Origin of the sequence: Mucilaginibacter sp. L196 (genome assembly GCF_009765905.1) — a bacterium.
Lineage (GTDB): Bacteria > Bacteroidota > Bacteroidia > Sphingobacteriales > Sphingobacteriaceae > Mucilaginibacter.
In genome coordinates, this window is record NZ_LMUO01000015.1 from 397,621 (window position 1) to 410,647 (window position 13,027).

The 13,027-nt window shown below is 40.1% G+C and carries 13 protein-coding genes and 1 tRNA gene; 7 read left to right on the plus strand and 7 right to left on the minus strand.

All coding sequences use genetic code 11. The features are described 5' to 3' along the window. The first annotated feature begins 4 nt into the window (after nucleotides 1-4). The gene (locus GSQ74_RS12655) at nucleotides 5-361 is read left to right on the plus strand and encodes an RNA-binding protein (RefSeq protein WP_158993798.1); all 357 of its coding nucleotides are present in this window, start codon (nucleotides 5-7) and stop codon (nucleotides 359-361) included. A gap of 263 nt (nucleotides 362-624) precedes the next feature. Here GSQ74_RS12655 and GSQ74_RS12660 read toward each other — a convergent pair whose 3' ends face one another. From GSQ74_RS12660 to GSQ74_RS12675, 4 genes are all read right to left on the minus strand, one after another. Continuing rightward, entirely contained in the window at nucleotides 625-2,349 is a 1,725-nt protein-coding gene (locus GSQ74_RS12660; RefSeq protein ID WP_158993800.1) for a right-handed parallel beta-helix repeat-containing protein, read from the minus strand. 9 nt (nucleotides 2,350-2,358) lie between these two features. Then, nucleotides 2,359-2,970 (minus strand): TetR/AcrR family transcriptional regulator, encoded by a 612-nt coding sequence (locus GSQ74_RS12665; RefSeq protein WP_158993802.1) that lies wholly within the window; start codon nucleotides 2,968-2,970, stop codon nucleotides 2,359-2,361. Between the two features lie 172 nt (nucleotides 2,971-3,142). Further along, nucleotides 3,143-4,690, minus strand: a complete 1,548-nt coding sequence (locus GSQ74_RS12670; protein ID WP_158993804.1) for a DHA2 family efflux MFS transporter permease subunit — start codon at nucleotides 4,688-4,690, stop codon at nucleotides 3,143-3,145. 404 nt (nucleotides 4,691-5,094) lie between these two features. Beyond that, nucleotides 5,095-5,727 (minus strand): HAD family phosphatase, encoded by a 633-nt coding sequence (locus tag GSQ74_RS12675; protein ID WP_158993806.1) that lies wholly within the window; start codon nucleotides 5,725-5,727, stop codon nucleotides 5,095-5,097. 66 nt (nucleotides 5,728-5,793) lie between these two features. On the opposite strand from GSQ74_RS12675, the gene GSQ74_RS12680 reads away from it, so the two are divergent. From GSQ74_RS12680 to GSQ74_RS12690, 3 genes are all read left to right on the plus strand, one after another. After that, nucleotides 5,794-5,867, plus strand: a tRNA-Ile gene (locus GSQ74_RS12680). Between the two features lie 223 nt (nucleotides 5,868-6,090). Continuing rightward, entirely contained in the window at nucleotides 6,091-7,428 is a 1,338-nt protein-coding gene (locus GSQ74_RS12685) for a site-specific integrase (RefSeq protein ID WP_158993808.1), read from the plus strand. An 11-nt stretch (nucleotides 7,429-7,439) separates the two neighbouring features. After that, complete coding sequence (locus GSQ74_RS12690) at nucleotides 7,440-7,595, plus strand: hypothetical protein (RefSeq protein ID WP_158993810.1); 156 nt, start codon at nucleotides 7,440-7,442, stop codon at nucleotides 7,593-7,595. A gap of 85 nt (nucleotides 7,596-7,680) precedes the next feature. Here the strand turns inward: GSQ74_RS12690 and GSQ74_RS12695 are convergent, their stop codons facing one another. From GSQ74_RS12695 to GSQ74_RS12705, 3 genes are read right to left on the minus strand one after another with little or no spacing between them, the layout of a single operon-like run. Next, the gene (locus GSQ74_RS12695; RefSeq protein WP_158993812.1) at nucleotides 7,681-8,550 is read right to left on the minus strand and encodes a carbon-nitrogen hydrolase; all 870 of its coding nucleotides are present in this window, start codon (nucleotides 8,548-8,550) and stop codon (nucleotides 7,681-7,683) included. 32 nt (nucleotides 8,551-8,582) lie between these two features. Then, on the minus strand, nucleotides 8,583-9,395 hold the full coding sequence (locus GSQ74_RS12700; protein ID WP_158993814.1) for an SDR family oxidoreductase: 813 nt from the start codon (nucleotides 9,393-9,395) through the stop codon (nucleotides 8,583-8,585). 20 nt (nucleotides 9,396-9,415) lie between these two features. Further along, complete coding sequence (locus GSQ74_RS12705) at nucleotides 9,416-9,811, minus strand: heme-binding protein (protein ID WP_158993816.1); 396 nt, start codon at nucleotides 9,809-9,811, stop codon at nucleotides 9,416-9,418. A 379-nt stretch (nucleotides 9,812-10,190) separates the two neighbouring features. Here GSQ74_RS12705 and GSQ74_RS12710 point away from each other — a divergent pair, with 379 nt between their 5' ends. The 3 genes from GSQ74_RS12710 to GSQ74_RS12720 all read left to right on the plus strand — a co-directional run bounded on the left by GSQ74_RS12710 (nucleotide 10,191) and on the right by GSQ74_RS12720 (nucleotide 12,852). Continuing rightward, on the plus strand, nucleotides 10,191-11,090 hold the full coding sequence (locus tag GSQ74_RS12710; RefSeq protein WP_158993818.1) for an MBL fold metallo-hydrolase: 900 nt from the start codon (nucleotides 10,191-10,193) through the stop codon (nucleotides 11,088-11,090). A 100-nt stretch (nucleotides 11,091-11,190) separates the two neighbouring features. Further along, nucleotides 11,191-12,066, plus strand: a complete 876-nt coding sequence (locus GSQ74_RS12715; protein ID WP_158993820.1) for a helix-turn-helix transcriptional regulator — start codon at nucleotides 11,191-11,193, stop codon at nucleotides 12,064-12,066. Nucleotides 12,067-12,240: 174 nt separating this feature from the next. Then, nucleotides 12,241-12,852, plus strand: coding sequence for an NAD(P)-dependent oxidoreductase (locus GSQ74_RS12720; RefSeq protein WP_158993822.1), 612 nt, complete (start codon nucleotides 12,241-12,243; stop codon nucleotides 12,850-12,852). Nucleotides 12,853-13,027: the final 175 nt, after the last annotated feature.

Consider the following 13,027-nt stretch of genomic DNA (forward strand, 5'->3'; position numbering starts at 1 on the left):
TGTCATGGTCAAATTATTTATTAGTGGCTTTCCACTGAACAGCACTGAATTAGAAATTGTTCAGTTGGTAGGGCCATATGCAACCGTAAGCACAATTAAGATAGTAAGGGACAAGATAAGTAAGAAGTGCAAAGGATATGCTTTCCTTGAAGTTACAGATCAAAAAGAAGCTGAAGCTGCCATTGATGCCCTTAGTGGCACGCCGCTCGGCGACCGTGAGCTTACCCTGAATATAGTTGAAGAAAAACCGGTTAAACCACAAGCGCCAAAACGTCCATTCGGTTCAAAACCATCATACAATAGTGGTAGCAGCAACAACTACGATCCTCAAAAAAAGAAACGCCCGAGAAGGACTACTTAACTGTTGAGTTTATTGTGTTATTAGATTAAATAGAAATCATTATTTTTTGTCATTTCGACCGGAGGGAGAAATCTTCTAAAACTTGCATAGCTGGCTATATTCCCTGCTCAAAATGACACAGGGTATTCTACGAGTGCATTGTTGACAATCCAAATCGTAGAAGATTTCTCCTTACCCCCACGTTTAATCCCACCTCTTGTTCGTCGAAATGACAATGGGTTTTATGAAAGAGATATGTTTTTCAATCGCACAACAGCTTAGTTTTATTGGATTAAGCTAAAATCAGCTGATTCATTTTTCACATCAGCCAGGTTTGATTTGATAATTGTTAAGTTTCCGTGGGCACCGTTCGAAATAAATAAGCCGTGTTTACCTTTTACCCCGATGCCGTAATTGGAGATATTTACATTTTGCAGTATGGCATTAGTTAATACACCAATTTTTCCATCGGCATTTTTAGCTATTACACTTAAGCCGCTTGATAGGCTATTCTGAATATTCAGATTTTTTATTTCGAGACCGGAAATGCCGCGTTTATCCAGGCAAATCTCTACGGCAGCACGCCAGTCCCATTCGTGATCAAAACCGCCGCTTGATTCTATGTCACAATCTTCAACTATTGTTGTGCCGCTAAAGTTGTTGTTGATGGTTTTGTCCTTGCTTTCAGTTGGGAAGGTAGTGCTGATCAATATAGCCGAGCCTTGAGAAATATCAGTAAATAAACAGCTTTTTATCGCATTGCTATCACCTCCATATATCGCTCCGCCGTTTGCAAGATAAGGCAGCTGGCCTGTACAATTCACTATCAAATTATGCCCGGGAGCGTATACTTGTTTCATAAAAACCGTGGGCCATATCGCGAAGCAATCATCGCCCGTCCCTCTTGCTGAACAGTTTTGTATGGTAGATTGCGCCATCCCTACACAAAAGTTAATCCCATCAGCCAAAGTATTTCGCATACGGCAACCGGTAACCTTTAGGTTTTTAGAGTTTTCGATCCACATCCCAACCTTAGTATGCTCTATCCAGATGTTTGAAATAGTTGAATTTTCACCATACGAACCAACAATGCCGTCGCTGCTTTCACGGTCGTTACGGTAAGTTAGTTTTCCGATTATAGCGAAATCTGATATGTGGATATTACTGCCACTACCCTTTATCCGAACCCTCCTATTCGGGTCATGATACAAGGCAGAATCGCCAACCAATTCAGAATACCACATACCTGCACCCTGAATAGTAATATTTGATGGCAGCAGAATATCACCGGTAATTTTAAATTCTCCAGCCGGAATCCATACACTTTTCCCGGTTTCTATCGCTTGGGTTATACAGTTTTTGAAGGCTGTGGTGTAGTCGCCCTTAAAATCACTTCCTAAAAAGCTTTTATCAGCGATAGATAAAGAGTTGGTGGGCTGTTGTAATGGCGGCGCGATATTTTCCAGATCCACCAAATCAATAATGGTATAATTTGCATCGTCGCCTATTTGGTCATCACGTTTAAGACGTACCATATCGCCTTTGGCTATTTTGATTCCCTTTATTCTTAGCTCATCATAAAAATGGCGTGGTACGCCTGCAGTGGGGTTATTGGTAAATGGATATTTCCCGTATAACCAGGCATAATGTGATGTGACTTTATAGTGTTTGATAAACTTTCCGTTTATATAGATACCAAATGTGGAATTAGTGCCATCGCCATCCTTACTATCCGGCAAACTGTATCTTATAATTAAACTATTGGCTTTTGCTTTCGCGGCAAATTCAACATACTGGCCTTTTGAACCAAGCTTTACGCATTGCTGACCCGATGATTCAGTTTCGACTTTGTAAGGATCATATGCAGGGCCCAATACCATTCCGGTGGTATGCATACGTTCAGCCTCATAGGTCGTCCATGGAATAGTAGCACCATATTTTTGCTGGGCAAAGCCAATAGCCCCAATAGCGAGAAGAACAACAAATATGAATGCGCGTTTAATATTCATTATTAATATTTACTGAACATTAATCATTTGTTTAATCCAAATGGGGATAAGTTTTTTACGTTCCTGCATCAACTTATCAAATTCGGCTGCATTGAAGTTTCCTGCTTTTAATTGTTGCGGACGGGTCAAAAACGGAAAAACGATCATACCTGATATATTCCATAATAAATTAACGGGATGAAAATTGATCGTACCATCAGCCTGTAAGGCATAAAGCTGTTTAGCAAAGTATGAATCGGCTAATGTTTTTATTTTACTGATCATTGGCAATGTGGTATTACCTGCCATCACCTCATTCACCATAAAAAATGGGAAATCCGGATTTTCAAGTACCTGATCAATGTAATATCCAACACAAATTTCAACCTTCTCAAACACGGTAGTGTCCTTATTATTTAAAACAGGCTCTATCTTATCAAATACCTTTTTTATGGTTTCATCCATAATATAAGCAAACAATTTTTCTTTACTGCGGAAGTAATAATTTATGGATGCCACATTGATATCTGCTTCGGTAGCAATATCTCTTATGGTAGTAGCCAAAAAACCCTTATTTGTAAATATCCTCCTGGCCGCGTCTAATATTTTTTCCTCTGTTGATGCTTCGGTTATTAGTGTCATTATCAAAAGTTAACTTTCAAATTTAACCAATGACAAACACATTATTGTATTTTTTGACCCTATCCTCCTCCTTTCACTATTTATAGCCCCACCCAACCCTCCCCGGAAGAGAGGGCTTTAAGAAAGAATGATTTAAAGTCTCCCCTACCGGGGGAGATTTAGAGGGGGCTAATTAATGCGAATCGGATACTGCTTTCTGGCCTTTTCTGAATGGTGCCAGGTATACTATTGGTATAGCGCAAAGCATCACCAAACCCACAATCCAATAGGCATCATCATAAGTTAATAGTAAACTCTGCCTGTTAACCATCCCGTCAATAGCGCCGTAAGCCATGCTTGTAGCATCGGATATTGATTTCCCTTTTGACACGAATAGCTGGATATATTGGTTAAATCTTTCGGTAAAATACGAGTTATAGGGGTTAATGTTATCTAAAAGGTTATTGCGGTGCATTGCCTGACGAACATGGATCATGGTTGTTAAACCAGCAATACCAAATGAACCACCTAACTGGCGCATCATGTTATTTAAGCCGGTACCCTGGCCTACCTCCGCCCCTTTTAAGCCGCCGATAGCCAACGTTGTTAAAGGCACAAAAAGCAGCGCTAAGCCCATACCCCGTATCGCCAAAGGCCAAAAGAAATCACTTGTGCCGGTTGACAAGGTGGAGTGACTTAACATAGATGAAAAAACATAGAACAAAACCATACCTACGGTAGCCATAAACTGTGCGGGTACCCCTTTGTTAAGCATAATACCAACAAAAGGCATCATAATTACTGTAAATAATCCCCCCGGAAATAAAATTTCACCTGTTTGCTGCGCCGAAAAACCTAACAAGCTTTGACAAAACACCGGGAATACAAATGTTGACCCATATAAACCAACACCTAACACAAACGAGGTAAACATGCCCGCTGAGAAGCTCCGGTGCCGCATGATCTTAAAGTTGACTATCGGGTATTCGGTACTTAATTCGCGCCATATAAAAAGCAATAGCCCAATTACAGCAGTACAGGTTAACACTATAATGTAGGTGGCTGAAAACCAATCGTCATCCTCGCCTTTTTCTAATATAGTTTGCAAACTACCTACTGATATTGCTAATAAAGCAATTCCCCACCAGTCGATAGGCTTACCCCTACCGTCACTTGGCGTAGCCCTCACAAACAAATAGGTACAGGTGGCTGCAAGGCAACCAACTGGGATATTTACGTAAAATATCCAGCGCCAGGCGGCATGGTCGGTAATATAGCCGCCGATTGTTGGGCCGATTGTTGGACCAACAATAGCACCTAAACCAAATAAAGCTGTTGCTGTACCCACCTGCTCGGGCGGCCAGGTTTCTAATAAAATAGCCTGTGCTGTTGAGATGAGGCCGCCCCCGGCAATGCCCTGCAGTACCCTAAAGCCGATGAGCTCATTAAGGCTATGGGCATTCCCGCATAAAAAAGAAGCGACAGTAAATAGAATTATAGAGGTTAAAAAATAATTCTTCCGCCCAAAAAAACTGCCCAACCAGCCCGACATAGGCAATATAATAACGTTTGCCACACTATAACCTGTAACTACCCACGCGGCATCAGTTAAGGTAGCACCCAAATTACCCTGAATTTGAGGGATTGATACGTTTACGATGGTTGTATCTATCAATTCCAGCAATGATGCTGTAATTACAGTAATGGTTATGATCCATTTTTTAAATCCTGTTTCGGCCATATAACAATTGTTTATTAATTCCGTATTTGACGATACAAAACTAATCAAACGATTGATTAAAACATATGTTTAAAACGATAAAACAGATTATGGCTTTTTCATGACCGATGTATTAAAAACTGAAGCAATTAGCCGAACAGAAAATCATCAAAAGATATATCGTACTTTATCGACAAATAATTGATTTAAATAACTTTAAAAAGTGTGTTTTTTGTAATTTTTTGATGAAAAAAGCTGCTTTTTAGGGCGATAATTGATCAATTATTGCCCTAAAAAAGGGTGATTTATCACCTTTTTTGTGTGAAAAAGTTATCTAAAAACGGCCTTTTTAGTGCTTTTAAGGCCGAAAAATGGACTAAAAGTGTATCAAATGTACCAGGTGTTTCACTTGTGCCATGGTACAGTTACACCAGATTTTCCCGGATGAAGAATTTTTGGATAGTATCGGGCTTGGTCATCAAGAAGGTTTGGAGTCCTAATTGTTTTGCGGTTTCAAGATGCTGTGGGCTATCGTCAATAAATAAGGTTTCGGATGGATTAAGGCTATTCTCGTTTAATACCTGCTCAAATATAGCGGCCTCTGGCTTACGTTTGCCGGTAAGGTGAGAGTAGTAGGTCTTCTCAAAAAATTGATCGTTGTTAGGCATGCCGAATTCACTTTTTAAGTATTCATGCACATAATCGTAATGAATAGCATTGATATTGCTTAGCAGGAATGTGCGGTATTGGGTTTTCAACTTTAGCAATAGTTCATGATTTCCGGCTGGTATCCCAACAAAAATGGCATTCCAGGCATCGTCGATTTGCCGATCGGTAAGGTCGGGCTTTTGCGCAAGCTCTCTGATACGGTCGCGAAATGTGGCATTGCTTATCTCGCCACGCTCTAATAAATTAAATACAGGATCTTGCTGGCGATGCCCGTAAAATTCATCTGCATTGTTGATACCCAGGTTTTTCCATGCTTGCTGCACCTTGGTAAAATCGATATTGAAGATGACGTTGCCATAGTCGAAGATTATATTTTTAATATTTTGCATAATAACTATTGGTAATTTAAGCGCAAATATGTAATATTGCGCCTCGAAAATAAACAAATATTTTCAGCGCCTATAGCTCAGTTGGTTAGAGTAGAAGACTCATAATCTTTTGGTCCCTGGTTCGAGCCCAGGTGGGCGCACTGGAAAACAGACAGCAATGGTCCTGTTTTTCCTCGGTAAAAAGGCCGTTTCTGTAACGGAAACGGCCTTTTTTTAATATCTTTGAGTCGGATTTTATTCCACGGCGCTGACACCGTAAAAACTACAAAACGTCAGGACTTGCATAATTATTTGTTGAACTTCACGTAAAACCGTCACTATTCCGTCATGACGTTTTTTATGTGGCCTAAAAAAAACAAGATTATGGCAACTGTAAATGCTGTGGTTTATGACCAATTTAAAAGGGAGGATGGAACCTTCCATGTACAAATCAAAGTCTTTCACAAAGATGTCCGCCGGTTTATCGAAACCAACCAATATGTAACGGCCCGGCAACTTGATGAGAACTTAAAAATTAAGGATAAACATATCCTTAAATCGTTAGACGAGACACTAACGGATTATCGAAAGACCATTGGCGACCTTGCTCCAAAATTGGACTTTTTTACCTGTGATGATTTAAAAGCCTATTTAATTAACAAAGACAAGGAGGTAGATTTTATTGCCTTTTGTGCGCAGCACATTGCTTCATTACGGAAAGCTAAAAGAGATGGGACCGCCGATAATCATCGGGCTGTCCGAAACAGCCTTATTGATTATTTTAAAAAGCAAAACGTATCAATTTTAGAGATTAATTCCGGAATGCTATTCGCCTACGAAAAATGGTTGCAGACCGACCGTACAATGGTGCGGGTTAACCAATTAGGTAAGGAAGTAACAACGACAGAAAAAGGTATGCAAACCGGAGGTATTTACTCTCATATGCGCGATTTGCGTACGCTCTTCAATGAGGCCAGAAAGATTTATAATAATGAGGATATTGGCGTTGTAAAAATTAAACACTACCCGTTTAAGGTTTATAAAATTGGCGCACCGCCAAAAACAAAAAAAAGAAACATTTCAGCTGAGCAAGTCAATAAAATAAAAAAATGTGTGGTAAATCCTGAAAGCCGTGCAGAGTTGGCCAGGGATTTATTTATGCTAAGCTTTTATATGTGTGGGATGAACGCTGTGGATTTCTACAACCTTAATAGCTACGATCCGGGAAGTACCAGGTTAGAATACAATCGCTCAAAGACAAGTGGTCTTCGAGATGACGGTGCTTTTATAAGCATAAAGATTGTTTCTGAAGCAAGGCCATTGCTTGAAAAATATATAGGTAAATTACAGAATAGATACAGCACCTATAATGGATTGGATACTGCGTTGAGCAAGGGAATGCAACAATTGCGTACGATTACCGGCGCTCCAGATATTACCTTTTATTGGGCGCGGCATACCTTTGCAACTATTGCAAGAAATAAATGCCAAATGGATAAAGATAGTATCGCAGAAGCCTTAAACCACGTAGACGGTGATCACAAAACCACGGACATTTATATCGAAAAAGACTGGAGTATCGTTGATAAAGTACAGGCAGCAGTAATGAAGTTTTTCAGAGGATTGAATAAACCGAAACCAGCCAAGCCACAAACAACTAAAATCAAGGAATTAAGTGACCCGATAGAACACCGTAAAACCATGCGTCTCGTAAGCGCATAATATTACTGATTATGAGAACATTCATTTTATTATGCCTTACCTGTATCATTGGTACAGGGGCATTTTTATCAGCCCTATCAGCGCAAAATAAATTACCGGCATTTTTGGTTGGCTTTGGTGTTTGGATATTGTTTCTTTACTACTTTGTCAAAAAAATAAGTAGATAGTTATGGCTATTAAAATCTCTCCGGCAACGATTGCCGGGGAGGTTTCAGCAATATCGTTGGCTATTTTAATAAACGTTTTTTTTAATTACTCCTCGTCAAGGAATATTTTGGTAATTGGCTGATAAGAATCAATACGACGATCCCTCAAAAACGGCCAGTGGGTACGATAATAATCAGACTTATCAAAATCCAATTCCTCTACAATAACCTCTTCCTGATCGTGAGTTGTTTGATGAATAATAACACCAAACGGATTTGCGAAGAACGAACCTCCCCAGAATTTTACACCGGCTTCATCGCCTACACGGTTAACGCTTACCACATGAATACCGTTTGCCACTGCGTGCGAACGCTGGATGATTTGCCATGCGCTGTACTGTTCAACATTGGTAGCTTCATCCTGTGTGATATCCCAGCCGATAGCAGTTGGGTAAAACAATATATCGGCGCCCATTAATGCAGTAATTCGAGCTGCTTCAGGGAACCATTGATCCCAGCATATCAGCACGCCAACACGGCCAAATTTAGTATTGAATACTTTGTAACCCAGGTCTCCTGGGGTAAAATAAAATTTTTCATAAAAGCCCGGATCATCGGGGATATGCATTTTGCGATATTTACCCAGATAGCTACCATCAGCATCAAGCACGGCAGCGGTGTTATGATAAACACCAGCTGCGCGTTTTTCAAACAATGAAGCAATAATCACTATGTTAAGCTCGCGAGCGACTTTTGATAACTCAGCGGTTGACGGACCGGGGATAGCTTCGGCCAGCTTAAAATTATCGTAGTTTTCTTCATCGCAAAAATAAAGGGTGGCAAAAAGTTCCTGTAAACAAACGACTTGCGCGCCTTTTCTTGCAGCTTCCCTTACTTTAGCAATTGCTTTTTGCAGGTTCTGCTGTTTATCAGCCGTACAAGTCATTTGCACTATACCCACCTTTACTTTACTCATTTCCTGATTTTGCCCAATTAAATAAGAACACATTAAATAGTATCTTCCCAGCGTTTTAATTGATGATCTTTTAGGAAATCTTCGATGAATTGAGGGACAACATTTCTAAATTTACCCTCATCGGAAGGGACAATCTTAATCATGGCATCAATCATTTCCTTTGGATCAAGCCTTCCCGAATCATTGCCAATCAAGAGATCAAGCTGGGCAGTAAGGTCCACACGTTTTGTGAAATTTTTCTCGTCATTCAACCAACGGAATGCAGTTTCGCCGACTCTTTCGTTGAATCCAGTGAAATAGCCTCCCGGATTAAACGTCTGCACCTGGATGCCAAACGGTTTAAGTTCTTGTTGAAGTGCTTCGGCAATCCCTTCGAGGGCAAACTTGGTGGTGCAATAAGGGGCGAGTCCAACAGGTGCAACTAAACCACCCATTGATGAGGTAAATATGATTTTGGCTTTTTTATTTGCAGCGATAAATTTAGCCACAAATTGTTGGGTCAACGCCAAGGGTGCAAATACATTTGTTTCAAAATTCTTTTTCAAAAGATCGACCGGTATTTCAGATACAGGCCCGGATTCACCGTATCCGGCATTATTGAATAAGATATCTATGTCCCAGTTAAGAGCTACTTTCACATCGTAGGAATCAAGGATATCCAGTTTCTCCACTCTTAGATTTTTTTCAATGCCCAGTTGTTGAGCTTTATTACGAAGCGCAGTTACCTGTGGTGAGATTTGTACGCCTGCAATTACATTATATCCGGCCTGAGCAAGTCCGATAGCAGCCCCTTCCCCAAATCCAGAGCCTGCACCTGTGATTAAAATAGTTTTATAAGTTGCCATTTTAGTTGACTTAAGATTAATTAAGAAATAAGACATGCTTCTGAAGCGACCGCAAAATCCATGGGAACAGGGCCGCCGGATACACCCACATATCCTACAATTTCATCACCATTTTTAATAGGAATACCACCGGCAAATCCCATCAATCCGCCACTGGAAGCCTCCATTCCGTAAGCACCAATTTCAGGTTTTAAAAATTCGCCTACTTTTTCGGAGTTCATCCTAAAAAGCATAGCCGTCTTTGCTTTCTTTATGGCGATGTCTATGGAGCCAAGAAAAGCATTGTCCATACGCAGAAACGCTTTTAGATGTCCGGCTGTATCAAGTATGGCGATATTCATCGGAATACCTATTTCCTCAGCTTTTGACTTTGCTCTATCGAGCAATTTTTCTGATTGCGATAATGTAATTTCCATTTTGTCTGTGTCTTGTGGTGAATGATATTTTTTATTGTTTTTTATTCGGTCAAACTCACTACTACTCAATTGATGCCATTGTAAATTTCAAAGGCATCAATACAAAAATCAACGTACACTTATTTTCAATGGCGTTCGACAGCCATTAGAGCCATAAAAATATAAAAAATTCATAAAAAACATACTAAGTAGTATTTTTTTATGAATTTGACTTTTTAGATATCCTGTTTTCCAACCAAGTCCATAACTTCCTCATTTAACGGCGGAAAAGTATCATCGAACCGCCTATTTCAACCTTTTGCGAGGAGGCATTATGATGCAATTTTGTCTTGCTAAAACGCTAAATAAAATGAATAGCAAAATTTTAAATCTCATAATAATGAAAACAATCAAAAATCTGTTTGCAATTTTAGGCTTAGTTGCAGGCATAACCTGTTTTTCAGTTCAGGCACAAACTGTTAAAAGTTTTAATGGTAAAGACTTAAAGCTTACTTATTACAATTCAGCCGAGGCCAATTTTGGTGTTAGCTCCGTACTTGTCAGTGGCAAAACGGATGCGATCCTGTTTGACGCACAATTTACGGTACCCGATGCGGAAAGGCTGACCGCCGAAATTAAAAAAAGTGGTAAACACCTAAAAGCGATTTTTATCAGTTATGGTGACCCCGATTTTTATTTCGGTCTTGAAGTCATAAAAAAGAGTTATCCTGATGTGCCTGTTTATTCAACAGCGCCGATCATCGAGCACATCAAAGCTACCTATAAAGGCAAATTAGCCTACTGGGGAAGCGTTTATAAAGATGCGGTACCCAAAACAGCCATTATTCCAACAGTCTATACCAAAGACGAATTGACCCTTGAAGGTAAAAAACTGGAGATCGTTAAAGTGCAAGGTGCGCCTGCCCGCAGCTTTATTTGGATTCCGTCAGAAAAAGCAGTGATCGGTGGTATCAACATATTTGGCAATGATTTTCATCTTTGGATCGCCGATGATGCTACGGAGGCTAAGCGCGCCCTTTGGATAAAAGCATTGGATCAAATAGCTGGTTATAAGCCGGTAATCGTCATTCCAGGACACTTTGGAAGCAAAGCTGAACTAAATTTAGCTTCGGTAAGTTTCACTAAGGCTTATTTGCAAACCTATAGTCAATTACTAAAATCAAATAAAACTTCACAATCATTGATTGCCGCACTTAAAGCGAAATACCCTAACCTGGCGTTTCAAAGCGCGCTGGAACTGAGCGCAAAGGTGAACACTGGCGAAATGGCGTGGAAATAACCGGATTGGTTAAGCCTTCTTTAGAATGAATTATTTATAATGATGTAAAAAAACATCCTGCCGGTTATCTTTGATAAAAGACTGAAAGGAATCCCGATCAATGCCGGCAACTATAAAAAAATATGAATTCAAGGAAGGCTTACCTCACGAATTTGAAATTCTTGATTTGGAAATGCTATTCAATTTTGCATCCGATAAATTAACCGCGCCGCACCGGACTGGTTTTTATCACATCATTTGGTTTGAAAGCGGCGAGGCTGATCATTTGGTTGATTTTAATCCGGTTCATGTTTCGGCTAATACAATTTTGTTTCTCAATAAGGACATTGTGCACCGCTTTGACCCGACAGGAAATTTTGCGGGAAAGATGATCCTATTTACTGATGGTTTTTATTGCAGAAACGAACAGGATGCAAGATTTTTAAAAAGTTCAATACTCTTTAATACCATTCATGGCACAACCCAGATCCATATTGAGGGCAAGCTTATTGAGGTGTTAAACGAGCTTATCGGTTTGATGAACGAAGAAGCTGAAAAAGGTAAAGACTCCAGGCAGTCGGAAATTATACAAAATTTTCTGCATAATTTCCTGCTGCTTGCTGAACGTGAGCAGAATAATCAACCTGCCAACGAAACTGCCAAAGGATCGGATTATGACCTCGTATTATTATTTAAGGATTTACTTGAACATGGATTTCTGCGGCGCAGATTGATTAGTGACTATGCCAGGGAAATGTTTGTAACGGAAAAACGGTTGAACCAGGCGACATCAAAGATATTGGGGAAAACTGCAAAAGATGTTACCGACGACCGGATGGTTTTGGAAGCAAAGCGCTTGTTATCGCACACATCTAAAAGCGTTAAAGAAATTAGTTATGAGCTTGGCTTTGAAGAACCTACGAATTTTATAAAGTATTTCCGGAAGCATAATGGTCTGACACCGATTGAATTCAGGGAGAAATATGCAATTGCATAATCAAACGCTGAATGGAAATTTCCAATTGGCAGTAAAATAAAAAACTGTAAAGTTTTATGATTGGCTCTCGGCAAAGCCCCGGCCCCCAGTTGACGAGGATCGCAATACGATGATCCCCGAATGCTCCGCCGCAATTTATTAACTCAAGTTTCAATTAATAAACAATTAAAAAAAATGAAAATAGCAATTATTGGTGTATCAGGAAATGTTGGCCAACGCTTATCAGCGGAAGCCCTAAATCGCGGTCACCAGGTGACCGGTATCGCAAGAAACGTAGACGTAGTTGAGGCAAAAGGCAACCTGAAACTCGTAAATGGAAATGCAGCCGATCCGGCAGCATTGGCCGAAATATTGAAAGGTCATGATGTTGTCATCAGTAGCCTTAAATTCGAAACCTCTGACCCGAACAAATTGATAGAGGCGGTGCGCCTGTCGGGTGTAAAACGTTACTTAATTGTAGGAGGTGCTTCCAGTCTTAATTTCAAACCTGGCGTAACTGTTTTAGAATCCGGCCATGTACCCGACTGGGCAATCGAGGAAGCGAAAGCCGGTGTTCGTTTCCTGGGCATACTTAACGATGTAAATGATGTGCAATGGACATTCCTTAGCCCATCGGCGTTATTCACTGAAGGAGAGCGTACCGGCAAATTCAGGTTAGGAAAAGATGATCTGCTCATTGCAGAAAACGGAAAAAGCTCGATTTCATACGAAGATTTCGCGATAGCGCTGATTGACGAAGTGGAAACTCCTAAACACCAGCAGGCTCGGTTTACAGTTGGATACTAATTTTCGGCGCTGGCCACGGAGTAAATCCTGAAATGAAAGTGCCAAACAAATGGCACCCTAATTAACTTAGAGCAGAAACTGGTTCAAAATCGAAGTCAGTTAAATTGCAATTTAACAGAGTATACTAATAGTCAAAAGCATACCACATAGTATGTTTTTGGCTATATTTGCTACT

Excerpts from the sequence above, each read along its gene's own strand:
- GSQ74_RS12655 (WP_158993798.1), top strand. The coding sequence starts at position 5 with ATGGTCAAATTATTTATTAGTGGCTTTCCACTGAACAGCACTGAATTA.
- GSQ74_RS12660 (WP_158993800.1), bottom strand. The coding sequence starts at position 2,349 with ATGAATATTAAACGCGCATTCATATTTGTTGTTCTTCTCGCTATTGGG.
- GSQ74_RS12665 (WP_158993802.1), bottom strand. The coding sequence starts at position 2,970 with ATGACACTAATAACCGAAGCATCAACAGAGGAAAAAATATTAGACGCG.
- GSQ74_RS12670 (WP_158993804.1), bottom strand. The coding sequence starts at position 4,690 with ATGGCCGAAACAGGATTTAAAAAATGGATCATAACCATTACTGTAATT.
- GSQ74_RS12675 (WP_158993806.1), bottom strand. The coding sequence starts at position 5,727 with ATGCAAAATATTAAAAATATAATCTTCGACTATGGCAACGTCATCTTC.
- GSQ74_RS12685 (WP_158993808.1), top strand. The coding sequence starts at position 6,091 with ATGGCAACTGTAAATGCTGTGGTTTATGACCAATTTAAAAGGGAGGAT.
- GSQ74_RS12690 (WP_158993810.1), top strand. The coding sequence starts at position 7,440 with ATGAGAACATTCATTTTATTATGCCTTACCTGTATCATTGGTACAGGG.
- GSQ74_RS12695 (WP_158993812.1), bottom strand. The coding sequence starts at position 8,550 with ATGAGTAAAGTAAAGGTGGGTATAGTGCAAATGACTTGTACGGCTGAT.
- GSQ74_RS12700 (WP_158993814.1), bottom strand. The coding sequence starts at position 9,395 with ATGGCAACTTATAAAACTATTTTAATCACAGGTGCAGGCTCTGGATTT.
- GSQ74_RS12705 (WP_158993816.1), bottom strand. The coding sequence starts at position 9,811 with ATGGAAATTACATTATCGCAATCAGAAAAATTGCTCGATAGAGCAAAG.
- GSQ74_RS12710 (WP_158993818.1), top strand. The coding sequence starts at position 10,191 with ATGAAAACAATCAAAAATCTGTTTGCAATTTTAGGCTTAGTTGCAGGC.
- GSQ74_RS12715 (WP_158993820.1), top strand. The coding sequence starts at position 11,191 with ATGCCGGCAACTATAAAAAAATATGAATTCAAGGAAGGCTTACCTCAC.
- GSQ74_RS12720 (WP_158993822.1), top strand. The coding sequence starts at position 12,241 with ATGAAAATAGCAATTATTGGTGTATCAGGAAATGTTGGCCAACGCTTA.